The following is a 17,278-nucleotide window of genomic DNA, read 5'->3' on the forward strand; positions in this document are numbered from 1 at the left end:
GGACATGGCCGTCACCAGGTACATGACGCCGAGCACCTTGGGATCGGTCGTGGTGACCATCTTGTAGATGAACGAACCCTTCGGACCCACGCGTTGTGGGTATGGCCGAGCCGCTTCCACTTCACGGACTGGGCGTGGCTCTACGGCAGTCACTGAACCTCCTGACAGGTGCCTTCTGGTCGTTCGTCGCGGTTGCTTCCGGCGTCCGGTTTTCACGCACACGGGAACGACGGGGGGCTTGCGCTCCGAGAATCGTAAACTGTGCTGCCGCAGCGGTCGCGGGCGGTCCTACTCTCTGTCGTATTTCCCCAGCGGGCCGCGCCGCGATTGGGCTCGCCCGGTCACGCATGTACTCTCCTCCGCATGTCGGTGCGCGAGTCCGCTTCCACCCGAAACACGTTCGCCCCATCCCCCGGTTCCGAGGCCGTCGCGGCCCCGCGTGTGCGCCGTTTGCGCACCTGGGGTGCTGTGCTCGCCGCGGCCGCGGTGCTACCGGTCGGTCTGCTCTCGGGATGTGGCAAACCTTCCGACGATGCCGCCAGCGCGATCGTGCGCACCACGACGAATGTCGCGGGCGCGAGTGTGGTGGGTCTCGAGCGCGATACGCGCACCGCGTGCGCGCTGCCGAGTGCGGCCGATTCGACATCCGGTACGCGGGCGATCAACAGCACTACGGGGACTGTGCAGGTGCCCGCCGATCCGCAACGGATCGTGGTGCTGTCGACTCCGGCCCTGGACGCCATCTGCGCGCTGGGCCTCTGGGAACGCGTGGTGGGTGCGGCGACCGTCGGCGGGGTGACCCCGCAACCGGCCTACCTCGGTACCGGGATCTCCGAAATTCCGGGTGTCGGCATGGTCGGCAACCCCAATCCGGCGCTGATCGCCGACCTGAAACCGGATGTGATTATCGGCGCGGCCGGTGACAGCACGAGTTACGAAGCGCTGCAGGGCATCGCGCCCACCGTGCTGGTACCCGCCGACGGTGGCTGGCAGAACCAGTTCACCGCCATCGCCGACGCGCTGGGACGCGAACGGGCCGCCGACAAGGTTCTGGAGGACTACCGCATCGCGGCCCGCGAGACCGGAGACGCGGTGGGGTCCAGCCTGACTCAGGCCTCGGTGCTGCGCTTCGGCGCCGATGGCATTCAGGTGCTGGGCGATAACAGCTTCGCCGGGCAGGTACTGGCCGACACCGGAGTGCAGCGTCCGACCGCGCAGCGCGGGGACACCTTCGACATCGAGAACGTCGCCACCGAGTACGACCGCGATAAGGTCGAGGGCGATCTGATCTACGTCGTATTCAATGGTCCGGAGGGGCTCGAGTACGGGGAATCCGTTATGCGCGGCGAGGATTGGAAATCACTCAGCGCCATCGAGGATAAGCGCAACTTCGCCGTCGAGGACACCATCTGGCACGGCAGTGGCGTCACCGCGGCCCGCGCCCTCCTCGATGATGTGCGCAATACCCTGAACGGCTACGTCACCGACTGAGCACCACCCGTCATCCCGGCGTAGCCACCACCCGTCATCCCGGTGAGGGAAGCGGCCGCCAGAAGAACGGAAGGGCTTCCGGCGGATACCGAAAGCCCCTCGTATCAAACGAGATTCGCTAACCCGCGGTCAGAACTCCCAGTCCTCATCTTCGGTATTGACGGCCTTGCCGATCACGTAGCTGGAGCCGGAGCCGGAGAAGAAGTCGTGGTTCTCGTCGGCATTGGGCGACAGGGCCGACAGGATGGCCGGGTTGACGTCGCACTCGTCCTTCGGGAACAAACCCTCGTAGCCGAGGTTCATCAGCGCCTTATTGGCGTTGTAGCGCAGGAACTTCTTGACATCCTCGGTCAGGCCGACCTCGTCGTAGAGATCCTGGGTGTACTCGACCTCGTTCTCGTACAACTCGAACAGCAGCTCGAAGGTGTAGGACTTGAGTTCCTCGCGCTCGGCCTCGGAGACCAGCTCCAGGCCCTTCTGGTACTTGTAGCCGATGTAGTACCCGTGCACGGCCTCATCGCGAATGATGAGGCGGATCAGGTCGGCAGTGTTGGTGAGCTTGGCCCGCGAGGACCAGTACATCGGCAGGTAGAAGCCGGAGTAGAACAGGAAGCTCTCCAGCAGGGTGGAGGCCACCTTGCGCTTGAGCGGATCCTCGCCCTGGTAGTAGTCCATGACGATCTGCGCCTTGCGCTGCAGATTGGGATTCTCCTCCGACCAGCGGAAGGCATCGTCGATATCGCGGGTGGAACACAGCGTCGAGAAGATGGAGCTGTAGCTCTTGGCGTGCACCGACTCCATGAACGCGATATTGGTGAGCACCGCTTCCTCGTGCGGGGTGAGCGCATCCGGAATGAGGCTCACCGCGCCGACCGTGCCCTGGATGGTGTCGAGCAGTGTGAGACCGGTGAATACCCGCATGGTCAACTGCTTCTCATGAGCTGTCAGCGTGTTCCACGACGGAATGTCATTGGAGACGGGTACCTTTTCGGGCAACCAGAAGTTGCCGGTCAGGCGGTCCCAGACCTCTGCATCCTTTTCGTCGGACACGCGGTTCCAGTTGATCGCCGATACTTGGTCAATCAGCTTAGTTGTACGGAACTCAGGGCTCATACAGTGAACACTACCGCTGGGGTACGACGCACCAACGCAGCACTACACCTTGTGTCGCGGGCCACCTGGCCCACGTTGATTTTGCACACAAAAAAACCCCCGGAAGCCGAAGCCACCGGGGGTTCTGTTGCTTGCTCTCAGCCTGCTTGTGAGTAGTCGGCGTAGCGCCGTGGACCACTGGCGGCTACCGACAGTTCGGTTGCTGCGTGTTGGAGCGCCACCACGGCCGGGTGTTCGACACCAAGCAACTCTGCTACTTCCTCACAGAGCAGTTGGAGCTTGTCCCTCTGCTCATCCAGGTTCGACATCACGAGTCCTTTCATCGGCTCGGGCACTGACTGGATGATACTTCGCGGGTTCTCGAGTAGTCGCTGAAGACGAACGGGTTCTCCTGAAGGCTTCCAGTGACACTCATACTGATACGCCACTCTCCTGCGTAGCAGGCCGCCTTCACCTCATACGACCGGCGATTCGGCGGACCCGGAGGAATCCCCGCGTCCCGGATGTGGCTGGCGTTCGTCCACTTGCCGCCCTGCTTGTACTCCAAAGCCATACTCACGACATGCTCTTCGGGCGGTACGTCGCACTGCGCCCAGCCGTTACCGATGATCTCCGGGGGATACACAGAGGGCTGAGTGTGCGTGAACATGAAGGTACAAGATTTGGCGGCGTTGGCGGTTCCGGCGCTGCCCACCAAGACGCCCGCTGCTGCGAGGGGTAACACGGCGACGACTGAGAACTTGCGAGCGATATGCATCACGTTTCCTGTTAGTTTAGTTGTGGCAGTACATATTTCGAGCGCCAAGCCCTAAGGGCTGTTCTGCTGATTCACCTCCTAGCCCTCGACTTCGTGACATATGTGGCGACCAGCTCGTTCGGCACCTGCCAAGGCCAGTGCGCGGGCGGTTGAGCAGTCGCCAAATCGGCGATCTTCACTGCGGCGTCTGTGTCACCGCGGATGTGATCAAGAGTCGGCGTGACGATCAGCCACGCGTTCGACTTCTCGCAGATCTCGTTGAGCTTCGCGATCGGATCTGCCCAGGACTCAAGCCCCCACACCGTCTTGACGACGGTCGCGGACAACGATGCGGCCCGTTGCTTGGCGATGTACTCGGCCGCTTCGAGGTTCTCTTTGGTGTGGGCAAGCGGCTTGTAGATGTAGACAATCGCCCTCGCTGCCATGACTGCCCCTTAGGCGCTTTCAGGATTACCGGACTAATATGTCCTCACAGGACTATACTTGGTTCATGGCGATCAGGCAGAGTGAATGGGGGATCATCCCCTTGAACCTTCTGCACCCGACGCCTCAAGGACTGTCAGCTATGAACAGCTACGACAACGCTGCGATTCGATCCGCCATCGGCGGTCGCATCCTGTTTCACCGATCCGAGAAGAAGGTTGAGCAAGCCGATCTCGCCGTGGCCGTGGGCGTTACCCCACGGCAGATGCGTCGGTACGAGACCGGGGAGCAGGAACCGAAAGCGTCCACGTTGTACGCCATCGCGGACTACCTGGAGATTTCAGTTGCCAAGCTCTACAAGCCGGCACCTAAGGGTCCGCGGCTTGACGGCCGTTGGTACACAAGCAACTTCAGCTTCAAAGATGGTGTGCGCCGTGTAGATACCACGGAGCTGGAGATCAGTCAGGATGAGGATCTGTTGCTTCTGGACGCAGGTCGCGCTCAGGGCGACAACGCTATCCAGGCTGGCGACTACGCATTCACGGGTGAGCTTAGGTTGCATCGCGGTACCAACTCGCTGATCGGCTTCTACGAATCCTCGGATGAAGGCGTTACCACGGCCGGGTCGTACTTTTTCAAGCTTCACGTCCAGGGCACCCACGCTGTGGGGTACTGGTGCGGCGACGACTACGACGGTCCTTGTGTCCATTCCTGGGCGACCCTCGCACGGACGGAAGAGCATGCGGTGCAACTCCTTTCGTCGGTGGAGGCTCACACCGATGCACAAGGGAATCTCACGACATGGCCCAAGATCAGCAGTCCGAGCCCGTGACAACCGTCTACGTCGAAACCACAGGCATTCCGTTGGAGTGGCTGGACATGACCGCGTGTCAGCTCATCGCCGACAAGCTCGCTGGCGCGTTCGCGCTGTATGACAAAGACCACGGCGACTTCGGAGGTCAAAGCCGATTAGAGCTACATACCCGTGCATCGCACGTGCCGATGCTCCGACGCAGGTTCCTGTTCATCGGCGAGGTCGATGATTACCCGTTGCAGTGTGCACCGGACTACGCGGAGAGGATCCGGAGTAGCACCGAACGAACAGCTATCTAGCCTCGCCCATTCATGCTCATTCCGGCACGATGTGCCGGGATTAGCGAAAAGGTGCTCCGAACTGCGATAATTCGACTGTCTAAGAATGAATTTCGAGGATGTTGGAGCACCTTCTCGGTGAGCAAGTCTATGTCGTGGTACCCGTCGCTCAAAGTTGACTCCGGCGGGTCGGGGGTGGTGTCGCAGGTGGGAGCGGTGGCGTTGCTGCGCACCGCGTCCGCGGTCGGGTTGGATCGGGTGTTGTCGGCCGCGCTCTCGCCGTGGCGTAAGCCGCTGGCGACCCATGATCCGGGCAAGATCGTGCTGGATTTGGCGGTCGCGGTCGCGATCGGCGGGGACTGTGCCGCAGATCTGTCTGTACTACGTTGCGAGCCGGAGGTTTTCGGGTCGGTGGCATCGGATCCGACGGTGTCGAGGTCAACGGCTGAAAGCGTGTGGTGTATAGCAGGATTGGCGGGCTCTTCCCGCTAGTTTCGAAGGTGCCAACCAATCCGAAAGCCCGTGGAAAGAGCCCGCGGTGACACACTATGAGGCTGCCTCGACCTCTGGGTCCTTTGACCTGTCGAGAGAATCGTTCGAATCGTTGATCGGTGAATTGACCGGCGAGAACACTGCCGCGATATCGCACGCGGAGCTGGAAGAAGTGATCACCGACAGAGGCCGGGAGTTGTTGCGGCAGTTGCTGCAAGACCATTTGGACCTGCGGGCGCTGCGCGAACGGACCGGACTGGCGGCCCGGCGCGCCACCAGAGATCGCCCGGGCGGGCGCACTCGCATCGAATACGGACACGAGCGGGTGCTGGCGACCGTCCTCGGTCCGGTCACGGTGCGTCGCTGCGCATTACGTGCCCCGGGGCATCGCAATATCTATCCTGCCGACGCGACCCTGTCGCTGCCGGCGGGTCGTCACAGCCACGGCATCGCCCGGTTGGCGGTCACCGAGGTGGTGCGGTTGTCCTATGACAGCGCTCACGCTGCGATCGGTGACCGGTGTGGTCGGGTCGCAGGGAAACGCCAGATCGAAGACCTCACCGTAGCGGAAGCATCAGGCACAGCTCAAATGCCGAGCACGATTTTCGCGGTCGTGAAGTAGATGATCAGACCGGTCGCGTCGACCAGGGTGGTGACCATCGGCGCCGAGATGACCGCCGGATCGATGCGCAGCTTCTTGGCCAGTAGCGGCATGGTGCCGCCGATGGTGGCCGCCCAGCCGCAGATGATCACCAGCGTAATACCCACCACCACACCGATTTCCGCGCCGACGAACAGGCCGCCGATCACTAAGCCGACAATCGCGAGCATGGTGCCCAGCAGCAATCCGACTCGGCATTCGCGCCAGATCACCTTGAACAGATCCGATACGCGCACCTCACCGACCGCCAACGCGCGCACGCAGGTGGTGGCGGCTTGGGCTCCGGCATTGCCGCCCGCGCCGATGAGCAGCGGGATGAACAGCGCCAAATGTGCTGCCTGTTCGAGAGTTCCGGAGAAGAAGTCGGTCACACTGACGGTCAGCGTCGCCGCCACCAGCAGGAGGGTCAGCCACATGGCGCGGTAGCGCGCCAACTGGAATACCCCGGCCGCCATGTAGTGGCCTTCCCAGGGCGTGGTGCCCGCCTGGCGGGCGACATCCTCGGAGTCGGCGGCCTCGATGACCTCGATCGCGTCATCGAAGGTGAGCAGGCCGACCAGGCGGTCCTCGCTGTCCACCACCGGCAGGTTGAGCAGGTTGGTGCCCTGCATGAGCCGGGCCGCCTTCTCGGCGGAGTCGGTGGCACGCACGAAGACCGGTTCGGCCTCCACCAGATCGGCGATCATGGCGTCCGGGGAGCTGAGTACCAGATCGCGCATTTCGACCACGCCGATGAGGCGGCGACCGGCGTCCACCACCGGCAGCGTGTAGACGGTTTCGGCATTGGCACCCTTGGTGCGCACCCACTGCAAGGCTTGTACGACCGGCAGATTACGCGGCAGCGCAACGACTTCCGGGGTCATGTAGTAACCGACGGAACCCTCGGGGTAGCCCAAAAGCGCTGCGGTCATTCGCCTTTCGCGCGGGCTCAGCCCGGCCAGCACCTTCTTGGCGACCTTGGCCGGTGCTTCGCGCAGCATGCGGGCACGGTCGTCGGGATCCATCTCCTCGACGAGTTCACGGAACCGCTCATCGCGCAGACCGGTCAGAATCTGTTGCTGGTCAACAGGTTCCAGCTCCTCGAAGACATCGAGAGCCCGGTCCTTGTCGAGCAGCCGGAAGGCAATACCCGCGCTGATCGCATCCATCCGCGCGAGTTCGTCGGCGATGACGTGCGGCGCGTGATTTTCGAGCCATTCCAGTGTCGGACCGACATGATGGCAGTCGACGATATCGCGCAGTGAGACGCCGGATACCCGGGTTTCGGGCAGAGCGCCGCCATGGTCAACGGCAGTGCCATTAGTGGACATCGGGCCGTTAGCGGACACCGTGCCAGTGGCACCCACAGCATCACGCTCGGGGCGCGGCGGAATTTCGGGCAGCATCGTCGACGGAGCGACGTGCAGATCTGTCTGCGTCATAGCGGAACCTCGGCCGGAGAGGCGAGTCAGGGGTGAACGGAGAAAAACACCAGGTTTCACACCGCGAGGCACCGACCCCGGCCGCAGTGGTACTGACTACCGCACTATCGGGAAGAAGGGGTGATGCCGCGCGGCCTTCGACTGGGGGGTTCGCTGCGCATGCAACCCACCTCCTCCGTCGTAACCGTGCACTGTCAGGTACCCACCGCTGGTGAGTGTGATCATCCGCCGCGGACAAATTCGCGAACGCAGAGGACAGAAAGCATCCTTGTGCAGCATACAACCCGGCACGAAGGTCCGCCTAACCAGCAGCCGGTGGACGGGGTGGGTGGTGATCGGTCTCACGTGCGCGGGCAGCCGCGGAATGCCGTCACGATGGCTGGCCGACCCGCACAGGGCCACCGACAGATGGCGGTCGACAGGATCCGCGTCGACCTCACCGTTTTCCGCAACCACTCAGCCCCGGCCGTCCGCGACATGCCGGAGACCGCGCTCGACCGGCACGGGAAACCGCGCCGCACCGGCGGGCCCCATTTCGCGGCCTCCGCGCTCCGGCCGCCGGGATGTGTTGAGCTGGGAGCCGTGCGGTTGAAATCACTGACGATGGTGCGACACGGCGAGAGCACCGGCAATGCGGCACTGGCGGCGGCACTGCGGGCCGGAGCCGAGGAATTCGCCTCCGGCACAAGGGATGCGGACTTCCCCCTCTCCGACCTCGGCCGCGCGGAGGCGGCGGCACTGGGGACCTGGCTAGCGCGTCACCCACAGCCCGACCTCATCGGGTGCTCGCCCTATCTACGCGCCCGCGAAACCGCCGACATCGCTCTGCGCGAACCGGATTGGCCGCAACCCCGACTCGACGAGCGGCTCCGCGACCGCGAGAAGGGAATCCTCCAGGGCCACACCGCCTCAGGCGTCCGCACCCGCTTCCCCGCCGAACACCACGAACGAGAACGCGTCGGCAAGTTCTACTACCGCCCACCCGGCGGCGAGTCGTGGCCCGATGTGGCCCTGCGCATCAGGTCCCTCCTACCCGAACTCCACGGCCACGCCCTGATCTTCACCCACGACCTGGTAATCGTCATGACCCGCTACATCCTCGGCGACCTGACCGAGGCCGAAATCCTCGACATCGAAAGCGACCAGCTCCGCAATTGCTCAGTGAGTCGCTGGGAGCAAGACGGATCCACAATGCGCCTGGTCGGCTACAACGAGACCGAACATCTACCAGCCCCCTGACCAGCCCCACCCGCCATCTCTGCCTGTCATCTCTACCCACCATCTCCGCCCCGTCATTCCGGCGCGCTTTTGACCGGAATCCACACCCCCCGACAGACAAATCCATCGAGGTGCTGATCCCGGCCGAGAAACACGCTGGGATGACGACTAGGCGCACCCCACCCTGCGGGGCACTCGCCGTTCAGAAACGAAGCCCCCGCGCCCGAAAATCGCTGTCCACCTATAGATCCCGGCCTCGGCTGGACCCGACGCTCGGGGTCGGGGTTCGGGACGAAGTCCTGAAGACCCGCGAGTTGAGACCCACCACCAATCCCGTCGCGGCAAGACCCGGCCCTCGACATGAAACTTCGGCGACGAAGTCCTGAGAGCCCCCGAAAGCCGAGGCGCGCCACTCATTCCCCGTCACGACAGCACTCGACCCTCGCGGTTGAGGGTTCGGGGCGAAGCCCCTGAAAGCCCCCGAAAGCCGAGGCGCGCCACTCATTCCGTCGCGGTAGGACTCGACACGCGCGGTTTGAGGGGTTCGGGGGCGAAGCCCCTGAGAGCCCCGAGAGTTGGGGTTCCCCTCAGGGCTGGTCGACGTGGTGGTCGACCACGATGCGCAGCAGGCGGATCAGTTGGCGCTGCTCTTCGCCGCTGAGGGGTGCGAGCAGTTCCGCCTGGGCCGTGCGGACGAGGGTGTCGAGGGTGTCGAGGTGGCGGCGGCCGGTTGCGGTGAGGTTCACCAGGTTTCGGCGGCGGTCGTGGGGGTCGGGGGTGCGTTCCAGGTAGCCGCCGTGCTCGAGGTCGGTGATGGCGGCGGTGACGTCGCTGCGGTCCAGGCCGATGCGGCGGCCGAGGTCGGCCTGACTGGTGGGGCCGGATTCGTCGAGCGCCGCCAGCAATGAGAAATGGTAGCGGTGCGCGACATCGGCGCTGATGAGCCGTTCACCGACGAGCCGGTGGCCCTGAGTGGCGCATTGGCTGAGCAACCAGGTCGGTAGGGAGCGCAATCGGCGCGGCGCGGTGCGGGGATCCACGGGAATCAGATTAGACCACCCCACCCACATTGTTGGCGCAACCAACCAATCCGCTACTTCGGCGCGGTCAGATCGAATGCCACGCAGGAGAACTCATTGCCGCGCGGGCACCGGCTCCAACTCCCACTCCGCACCCTCGGACCATTCGGTACCGAGCGGCGGCTCCGGGTCGTACTGGATTCCGCGCCGCACCCACCGGGCACGTTCCTTACCCGCCAGCCGCTGCACCAGATGCAGCGCCATATCGGTCCCGGCGGACACACCGGCGGAGGTGATCACATCACCGTCATCGACGAACCTCTCATCCCGCCGGACATCAATGGTCGAGTCCAACTCGGCGAGCACATCCAACGACAGCCAGTGCGTGGTAGCGGGCCGTCCGTGCAGTAGCCCCGCCGCGGCGAAAACCAGCGATCCGGTGCAGACACTCGTCATCAACGGCACCCGAGCCCGCAACCGCCGCACACACGCGAGTACCGCGTCGTCGCGCAGCATCCACCGAGTTCCCTTGCCACCGGGGAAGACCAGCACATCCATCGGCGGCGCGGATTCCAGCGAGTAATCCGGAATCACCTTCAGCCCCTTGGCGCATTCGACGTTCTCGCCGTACCGCGAGACCGTGAACACCTCCCACCCGTCCTCCGGGCAGCTCGTGGCCCAGAATGCGAGCACCTCCCAGGGCCCGGCGAAGTCGAGCTCCTCGACCCCGTCGAACAGCAGAATCCCTATCCTGCGCGTCCCATCCGTCACGCAGACGATGGTGTCAGGACAGGTGCCTGCGACCGAGCTGCCACGCCGATACGCAAAGAGGGCGCTTCCGTTTTCACACCGGAAGCGCCCTCGTCGTGGTCAGCTCGTCAGAGCATGCAGCTTACGCAGCCCTCGACTTCTGTTCCCTCCAAAGCCATTTGGCGGATCCGGATGTAGTAGAGGGTTTTGATGCCCTTGCGCCACGCGTAGATCTGGGCGCGATTGACATCGCGGGTGGTGGCGCTGTCCTTGAAGAACAATGTCAGCGACAGGCCCTGGTCCACGTGCTGGGTGGCGGCGGCGTAGGTATCGATGACCTTTTCGAAGCCGATGTCGTAGGCGTCTTCGAAGTACTGGAGATTCTCGTTGGTCAGGTAGGGGGCCGGGTAGTAGACGCGGCCGATTTTGCCTTCCTTGCGAATCTCGATCTTCGACGCGATCGGGTGGATCGAGCTCGTCGAGTGATTGATATAGGAGATGGACCCGGTCGGCGGAACCGCCTGTAGGTTCTGGTTGTAGATGCCGTGCTCCATGACCGACGCCTTGAGCTCGCGCCAATCGTCCTGGGTCGGGATGTGCACGCCCGCGTCGGCGAAGAGCTGGCGGACCCGCTCGGTCTGGGGCTCCCACACCTGATCGGTGTACTTGTCGAAATACTCGCCGGAGGCGTACTTCGACTCGGGGAAGCCGCCGAAGTAGGAGCCGCGCTCCTTGGCGATCAGATTCGACGCCCGCACCGCGTGGTAGGCGATTGCGTAGAAGTAGATATTGGTGAAGTCGATACCTTCCTCGGAGCCGTAGTAGACGTGCTCGCGAGCCAGGTAGCCGTGCAGGTTCATCTGGCCGAGGCCGATGGCGTGCGATTCGTTGTTGCCCTGCTCGATCGACGGCACCGAGTAGATGTGCGTCTGATCCGAGACCGCGGTGAGTGCGCGGATGGACGTCTCCACCGTCTTGGCGAGATCCGGCGAATCCATGGTCTTGGCGATATTCAGCGAACCCAGGTTGCAGGAGATGTCCTTGCCGACCTTGGAGTACGAGAGATCGTCGTTGAACTCCGAGGGGGTGGAGACCTGCAGAATCTCCGAGCACAGGTTGGAGTGGGTGATCTTGCCCGCGATCGGGTTGGACCGGTTCACGGTGTCCTCGTACATGATGTACGGGTAGCCGGATTCGAACTGCAGCTCGGCAATGGTCTGGAAGAACTCGCGCGCCTTGATCTTCGACTTGCGAATCCGCTTGTCGTCGACCATCTCGTAGTACTTCTCGGTGACATTGATATCGGCGTACGGCACCCCGTAGATGCGTTCGACGTCGTACGGCGAGAAGAGGTACATGTCCTCGTTCTTGCGCGCCAGCTCGAAGGTGATGTCCGGGATGACCACACCGAGGGACAGCGTCTTGATGCGGATCTTCTCGTCCGCGTTCTCCCGCTTGGTATCGAGGAAGCGGTAGATATCGGGGTGGTGGGCGTGCAGGTACACCGCGCCCGCACCCTGACGCGCACCGAGCTGGTTCGCGTAGGAGAAGGAATCCTCGAGCAGCTTCATGATCGGGATGACACCCGAGGACTGGTTCTCGATCTTCTTGATCGGAGCACCGGCCTCACGAATATTGCTGAGCAGCAAGGCAACACCGCCGCCGCGCTTGGACAGCTGCAGCGCGGAGTTGATGGAGCGTCCGATGGACTCCATATTGTCCTCGATACGCAGCAGGAAGCAGGACACCGGCTCGCCGCGCTGCTTCTTACCGGAGTTCAGGAAGGTCGGGGTGGCGGGCTGGAAGCGACCGTCCATGACCTCGTCGACCAACTCCGACGCCAGCACTTCGTCACCGGCGGCGAGGGTCAGCGCCACCATGCATACGCGATCCTCGAAACGCTCCAGGTAGCGCTTACCGTCGAAGGTCTTGAGCGTGTAGCTGGTGTAGTACTTGAACGCGCCGAGGAAGGTCGGGAAGCGGAACTTCTTGGCATACGCCTGCTTGAACAGCTTCTTGACGAACTCGCGGCTGTACTGGTCGAGAACCTCGGCCTCGTAGTAGTTCTCGCTGACGAGGTAGTCGAGCTTCTCCGCGAGATTGTGGAAGAAGACGGTGTTCTGGTTGACGTGCTGCAGGAAGTACTGGTGCGCGGCCTCGCGATCCTTGTCGAACTGGATCTCGCCATTGGGGCCGTACAGATTCAGCATCGCGTTGAGAGCGTGGTAGTCCATACCCTCGGTGGCCTCCGCGTTGGCGGGGCGCTGCTCTACGCGGGCAGTCTTTCCGACCGGTGCTGTGGTTGTTGTTGCCAAAACAATCCCAATCCCTCTCGGACGCGCTCGACGTCCTCGGCGGTTCCCATGAGTTCGAAGCGATACAGGTACGGGACCCCGCATTTGCGCGAGATGACGTCTCCCGCAAAGCAGTACGTATCGCCGAAGTTCGTATTGCCGGCCGCGACGACGCCGCGCAGGAGGGCACGGTTGTGCGGATCGTTGAGGAACTTGGCCACCTGACGGGGCACGAATTCCTTTTCGGACCGCTCCCCACCCAAGACGTGCCGACCGCCACCGTATGTGGGAACGATCAGCACGTAGGGTTCGTCGACGCGAAGCGAGTCGGCAGTATGCAGTGGTATACGGATCGCTGGCATATCCAGCTTCCGCACAAAACGGTGCGTGTTCTCCGAGGCGCTCGAGAAGTAGACGAGATCTGCCATTTCGGCCACCTTCCCCAGATCGTTCGGGCGAACCTGCTCCGCGGCTGACTTCCCCGTCAGCCGCAGCCGCCGGTCAGGCCGCGACGGTGGCGAGTGCCTTGATGCGGTCCGGCCGGAAGCCGGACCAGTGATCCTCACCGGCCACGACGACGGGGGCCTGCAGGTAGCCCAGGGCCATCACGTAATCGCGGGCTTCGGGGTTCTCGGAGATGTCGATGATGTCGTACTCGACACCGACCTTGTCGAGAGCTTTATAGGTGGCATTGCACTGAACACAAGCGGGCTTCGTGTACACGGTGATGGTCATGGTTGTCCCCTTCTCCCTTGCCTTGAATCCGTATGCAGTGCACGAACGAGCAAGATCCACGTATTGGCTTCGCAAACCCCTGGAAGCGGGATCGAAATCCCTGGTCACCCGGTTCGACTCAGTGTTCATCTCGGGTGGCTCTCCAGCACCCAAGACACTACACCTAGTGGCCGACAGTTTGGTACGACACGACATGTTGCGAAGCACAAAGGTGAAATTCTGGTGCGGTAAGTACCTGGACAGTCGATTCGCAACTCGACACGACTGAGGCAGAGATCACAATTTCAGCAATTAGCACACTCTCAGCAAACACACCTTTATCAGGCATAACAGGCACCACGCGGGTCACATGCGCACCGGGAGACGACTGTTGCCGCAGAGCAGGCCGACCGTTCCGCGTGGCGCGAGCCCGTTCCCCTCCCGGCGTGTCGCGTGAGTCGACCGCACAGCGAAATTCTCGCGTCGGCGTGTCGCGCAACCGAGCCTCAGCTGAGGGTGAAGCTCGAATCCCGAATCGGTCCCGGCACCAGCACTCGATTGGCCGCGGCAATGCCGACCGCCTCGGTGGGCCACGCCGACAACGGCTTTCCGTCGATCTCGATATCGGTGAAAGTGATCGGGGAGAAACCGGGCAGCGCGCTATCGAGCAGCCCCTCGACAATGATCTCCGCGGTGCGGGCGGGGACGGCGGACTCGATGGTGGTCGCGCGGGTCCAGTTCCGCGTGCGGTTCTCGAGGGTCATCGTGTAGCGCGCCCCGTCGTATTCGACGGTCGACCGCATGATGTCGCCGGGGTCCGTGGTGACGTCGTCGTAGAAGTACGGGGGCTCCGGGTACGCCTCCCACCAGGCATCGGTACTCCATTCGGTGGCGCAGTCATCGATGAAGGCACCGGTCGAGCACAGCCCGTCCGCCGCGCCGCCGAGCGCATTGCCCACTTTGGAACTGGCGGTCATCAGCACACTCGACAACAGCGGAGCACTGAAGGTGAGATCGGCGGCGGCGTCCTGCAGCTGCAGGCCGGGCCGGGCCGCGTAGACGGCGGCCCAACTGACACAAATGGATTCGACCCCGGTCTGCATGAGCGGCAGCGCCAGGGCGCCCGCGCCGTCCAGGGTGCCGTTCAATCCGACCCACGGCACCACCCGCTGCACCACGCCGGGATTGGTACAGGTGATGGTCGGATGCTCCCAGGTGGCCGCGACCTTGCCGAAGTTCCCCTTCACTACATAACCGGCCCAGTTGCCCAGGCGGACACGCTCATTGGCCGCGGCGTCGCCCGCGCCCAGCACCGATGCGCTGGACATGGCCAGCACGGCGGCCGCGCAGCATCGCGCCAGCGCTGATTTGCCAGAAAGTAGCTTCATGGCTAGAACCTAGACCAGAAGGCCGCAAAACAGGCGAAGCCACGGCTGAAATGCCGTGGCCTCTAGCCATATTCAGGGAGTGAACGATCCATTTGCTAACCCGATCACTGATCATCCGAGGTCAGACGGTTACCAGCTTGCCCCGGGTGGCGTCCACCAGCGTGCCGATGGTGGCGGCGAGCTGGGTCAGCGCCTCGGCATCATCGACCGGATGCGTCTCGGCGAAACGCTGGCCGATCACACCGAAGTGCAGATGCGCGCCTTCGACCACGCCCGCGCCCGCGACGCCCAGCACCTTGACGGTGTCGCCGTGCGCCCACTTGGCGGCATTCTGGCTGATGGACGCGCTCACCACCGCGGCCGGCTTCTCCTTCAGCGCGCCGGCGCCGTACGGACGCGAGGCCCAGTCGATGGCATTCTTCAGCACGGCCGGAAGGGAGCCGTTGTATTCGGGGGTGACCAGCAGCAGACCGTCCGCGGCGGCGACCGCGTCACGCAGCGCCTGCGCGGCGGCGGGGACCTTGCCCTCGACATCGAGGTCTTCGTTGTAGAAAGGAATATCGGCCAGACCCTCGTAGAGCGTGATCTCCACGCCCTCGGCCGCGGTCTTGGCGGCCGCCTCGGCGAGGCGGCGGTTGATGGAAGCGGCACGGAGGCTTCCGACGAGTGCGAGCAGACGGGTCTGGGACATGACGGTCACTCCTGAGGCTTTGATTCAGCGGGTGGTGGTACTTTCACTACACACTAACCGGACCGTGGTCCGGTTCCATTCCCAGGGTTGGAGCACGACGCCGTGAGCCACGACACACCCGAACCGGGCAGGCCCGATATACCGCCGGTATTCGGTTCCGACATGCTGTCGATCGAGCCCGTCACGCCCGGGCCCCTCCCGCGGTCGGCCATATTGAATACCGAGCCCACCGAACGCAGCGACGCCGCGCGCAATCGCGAGCTGCTACTCGATGCCGCCGAGGCACTGGTGCGCGAGCAGGGCGCGGATGCCGTCACCATGGACGCCGTCGCCAAACGCGCGGGCGTCGGCAAGGGAACTGTGTTCCGCCGCTTCGGAAGTCGATCCGGGCTCATGCACGCGCTGCTGGACCAGTCGGAGAAGAAGCTGCAGGCCGCGTACATGTTCGGACCGCCCCCACTGGGTCCGGGCGCACCGCCGGTCGAACGGCTGGTCGCCTTCGGGCGGGCGCGGCTGAACGGGATCGAGGTGGAGGGCGATGTGATTCGCGAAGCCTCCGGCGGTGCCGACCGCTACTCCGGCGCTCCCTATAACGTGACGAAAACCCATGTGTCGCTACTGCTCCGGCAGGCCGAGGCGGAGGGGAACATCTGGCTGCTGGCAGATACCCTGATGGCCGCCATCGACGCCGGGCTGGTGCTGCATCAGACCCGGGTGCTCGGGTACACACTCGAGCAGATCGGCGACTACTGGGAGAGCCTCGTCCGCCGGGTCACCGCGCGGACCGCGCAGTAGAGTATGCCCATGGGTGAGTTGCGCGAAGAGATCATCGCCGAGTTGGGTGTAGTGCCGACCATCGAGCCGAAAACCGAAGTGCGACGGCGCATCGACTTCCTCAAGGACTACCTGCGGTCCACGCCCGCCAAGGGCTTCGTACTCGGTATCAGCGGCGGCCAGGACTCGACACTGACCGGGCGGCTGTGCCAACTCGCCGTCGAGGAACTGCGTGCCGAGGGCGTGGCGGCCACCTTCGTGGCGGCCCGACTGCCGTACGGAGTGCAGGCCGATGAGGCGGACGCACAGATCGCGCTGAAGTTCATCCAGCCGGATCGCTCCATCTCCGTGAATGTCAAACCCAGCGCCGACGCCGTCGGCGAGGAGTCCGCCCTCGGCCTGAAGGAACTCCTCGGCGGGGAACCGCGACTGCGAGACTTCGTGCGCGGCAATATCAAAGCCCGCGAACGCATGGTCATCCAGTACTCCATCGCGGGCCAACTCGAACTCCTGGTGGTCGGCACCGACCACGCCGCCGAAGCGGTCACCGGCTTCTTCACCAAATTCGGCGACGGCGGCGTAGACCTGACCCCCTTGACCGGCCTCACCAAACGCCAAGGCGCGGCACTGCTCCAAGAACTCGGCGCACCGCCGAGCACCTGGCAGAAGGTCCCCACCGCCGACCTCGAGGACGACCGCCCCGCCCTCCCCGACGAAGAAGCCCTCGGCCTGCGCTACAGCCAGATCGACGACTACCTCGAGGGCAAGGAAGTGGGCCCCGAGGTATCGGAGCGAGTGGAGACCCTCTTCCGCAATACCCGACACAAGCGGGCCGTTCCGGTGACGCCGCTTGATACGTGGTGGCGCTGACCTCAGCTCTGGTGTTGGTGGGGACTGAAAGCTGTTCTCGGGGCCTACGTAGCCAAGTTTTCGAGCGCGGGCTGCGGTTCCAGCCGGGTGCCGGAGAAGGAAACGAAAGC

Annotated in this window: 18 protein-coding genes and 1 pseudogene; 8 read left to right on the plus strand and 11 right to left on the minus strand. The window is 63.7% G+C overall.

Annotated elements, in window-relative coordinates; genetic code table 11:
• Window positions 1-363: 363 nt before the first annotated feature.
• The gene (locus tag NU1_RS25755; RefSeq protein ID WP_084521804.1) at window positions 364-1,491 is read left to right on the plus strand and encodes an iron-siderophore ABC transporter substrate-binding protein; all 1,128 of its coding nucleotides are present in this window, start codon (window positions 364-366) and stop codon (window positions 1,489-1,491) included.
• A gap of 129 nt (window positions 1,492-1,620) precedes the next feature.
• Here NU1_RS25755 and nrdF read toward each other — a convergent pair whose 3' ends face one another.
• The 3 genes from nrdF to NU1_RS25770 form a co-directional block, all read right to left on the minus strand.
• Window positions 1,621-2,604 (minus strand): class 1b ribonucleoside-diphosphate reductase subunit beta, encoded by a 984-nt coding sequence (nrdF, locus tag NU1_RS25760; RefSeq protein ID WP_067525147.1) that lies wholly within the window; start codon window positions 2,602-2,604, stop codon window positions 1,621-1,623.
• A 137-nt stretch (window positions 2,605-2,741) separates the two neighbouring features.
• Window positions 2,742-2,939, minus strand: a complete 198-nt coding sequence (locus tag NU1_RS41760; protein ID WP_157553026.1) for a hypothetical protein — start codon at window positions 2,937-2,939, stop codon at window positions 2,742-2,744.
• 493 nt (window positions 2,940-3,432) lie between these two features.
• Entirely contained in the window at window positions 3,433-3,786 is a 354-nt protein-coding gene (locus NU1_RS25770) for a hypothetical protein (protein ID WP_067525151.1), read from the minus strand.
• A gap of 65 nt (window positions 3,787-3,851) precedes the next feature.
• Between NU1_RS25770 and NU1_RS25775 the strand changes: the two genes are divergently transcribed.
• The 4 genes and pseudogenes from NU1_RS25775 to NU1_RS25790 all read left to right on the plus strand — a co-directional run bounded on the left by NU1_RS25775 (window position 3,852) and on the right by NU1_RS25790 (window position 5,990).
• Window positions 3,852-4,616, plus strand: coding sequence for a helix-turn-helix domain-containing protein (locus NU1_RS25775; protein ID WP_169815141.1), 765 nt, complete (start codon window positions 3,852-3,854; stop codon window positions 4,614-4,616).
• Window positions 4,613-4,897: a hypothetical protein gene (locus NU1_RS25780; protein WP_157553029.1), complete on the plus strand. Its 285-nt coding sequence runs from the start codon at window positions 4,613-4,615 to the stop codon at window positions 4,895-4,897. Before NU1_RS25775 ends, NU1_RS25780 begins: the two co-directional genes overlap by 4 nt.
• A gap of 129 nt (window positions 4,898-5,026) precedes the next feature.
• A pseudogene (locus tag NU1_RS25785) lies at window positions 5,027-5,314 on the plus strand (transposase); the annotation flags it as partial.
• A 166-nt stretch (window positions 5,315-5,480) separates the two neighbouring features.
• Entirely contained in the window at window positions 5,481-5,990 is a 510-nt protein-coding gene (locus NU1_RS25790; protein ID WP_067525159.1) for a hypothetical protein, read from the plus strand.
• On the opposite strand, the gene mgtE is transcribed toward NU1_RS25790, so the two are convergent.
• Window positions 5,954-7,450, minus strand: a complete 1,497-nt coding sequence (gene mgtE / locus NU1_RS25795; RefSeq protein ID WP_245720311.1) for a magnesium transporter — start codon at window positions 7,448-7,450, stop codon at window positions 5,954-5,956. The two genes, NU1_RS25790 and mgtE, sit on opposite strands and share 37 nt — an antisense overlap.
• A gap of 408 nt (window positions 7,451-7,858) precedes the next feature.
• On the opposite strand from mgtE, the gene NU1_RS25800 reads away from it, so the two are divergent.
• On the plus strand, window positions 7,859-8,689 hold the full coding sequence (locus NU1_RS25800; protein ID WP_212761789.1) for a histidine phosphatase family protein: 831 nt from the start codon (window positions 7,859-7,861) through the stop codon (window positions 8,687-8,689).
• Between the two features lie 566 nt (window positions 8,690-9,255).
• On the opposite strand, the gene NU1_RS25805 is transcribed toward NU1_RS25800, so the two are convergent.
• The 7 genes from NU1_RS25805 to NU1_RS25835 form a co-directional block, all read right to left on the minus strand.
• A complete protein-coding gene (locus tag NU1_RS25805; RefSeq protein ID WP_245720312.1) occupies window positions 9,256-9,708 on the minus strand; it encodes a MarR family winged helix-turn-helix transcriptional regulator in 453 nt (150 codons plus the stop codon).
• 93 nt (window positions 9,709-9,801) lie between these two features.
• Window positions 9,802-10,458, minus strand: a complete 657-nt coding sequence (locus NU1_RS25810; protein WP_067525161.1) for a DJ-1/PfpI family protein — start codon at window positions 10,456-10,458, stop codon at window positions 9,802-9,804.
• A gap of 107 nt (window positions 10,459-10,565) precedes the next feature.
• Window positions 10,566-12,671: a class 1b ribonucleoside-diphosphate reductase subunit alpha gene (gene nrdE / locus NU1_RS25815; protein ID WP_067525163.1), complete on the minus strand. Its 2,106-nt coding sequence runs from the start codon at window positions 12,669-12,671 to the stop codon at window positions 10,566-10,568.
• Window positions 12,672-12,706: 35 nt separating this feature from the next.
• Window positions 12,707-13,159, minus strand: a complete 453-nt coding sequence (nrdI, locus tag NU1_RS25820; RefSeq protein ID WP_067525180.1) for a class Ib ribonucleoside-diphosphate reductase assembly flavoprotein NrdI — start codon at window positions 13,157-13,159, stop codon at window positions 12,707-12,709.
• 73 nt (window positions 13,160-13,232) lie between these two features.
• Window positions 13,233-13,466, minus strand: a complete 234-nt coding sequence (locus tag NU1_RS25825; RefSeq protein WP_067525165.1) for a redoxin NrdH — start codon at window positions 13,464-13,466, stop codon at window positions 13,233-13,235.
• Window positions 13,467-13,951: 485 nt separating this feature from the next.
• Window positions 13,952-14,833, minus strand: a complete 882-nt coding sequence (locus NU1_RS25830; protein ID WP_084521806.1) for a G1 family glutamic endopeptidase — start codon at window positions 14,831-14,833, stop codon at window positions 13,952-13,954.
• Between the two features lie 121 nt (window positions 14,834-14,954).
• A complete protein-coding gene (locus NU1_RS25835; protein WP_067525182.1) occupies window positions 14,955-15,524 on the minus strand; it encodes an NAD(P)H-dependent oxidoreductase in 570 nt (189 codons plus the stop codon).
• A 162-nt stretch (window positions 15,525-15,686) separates the two neighbouring features.
• On the opposite strand from NU1_RS25835, the gene NU1_RS25840 reads away from it, so the two are divergent.
• Window positions 15,687-16,319 (plus strand): TetR/AcrR family transcriptional regulator, encoded by a 633-nt coding sequence (locus NU1_RS25840; protein ID WP_067525184.1) that lies wholly within the window; start codon window positions 15,687-15,689, stop codon window positions 16,317-16,319.
• Window positions 16,320-16,328: 9 nt separating this feature from the next.
• Entirely contained in the window at window positions 16,329-17,168 is an 840-nt protein-coding gene (gene nadE, locus NU1_RS25845; protein WP_067525170.1) for an NAD(+) synthase, read from the plus strand.
• Window positions 17,169-17,278: the final 110 nt, after the last annotated feature.

It is taken from the genome of Nocardia uniformis NBRC 13702, from assembly GCF_001613345.1.
In the GTDB taxonomy this organism is placed as follows: domain Bacteria; phylum Actinomycetota; class Actinomycetes; order Mycobacteriales; family Mycobacteriaceae; genus Nocardia; species Nocardia uniformis.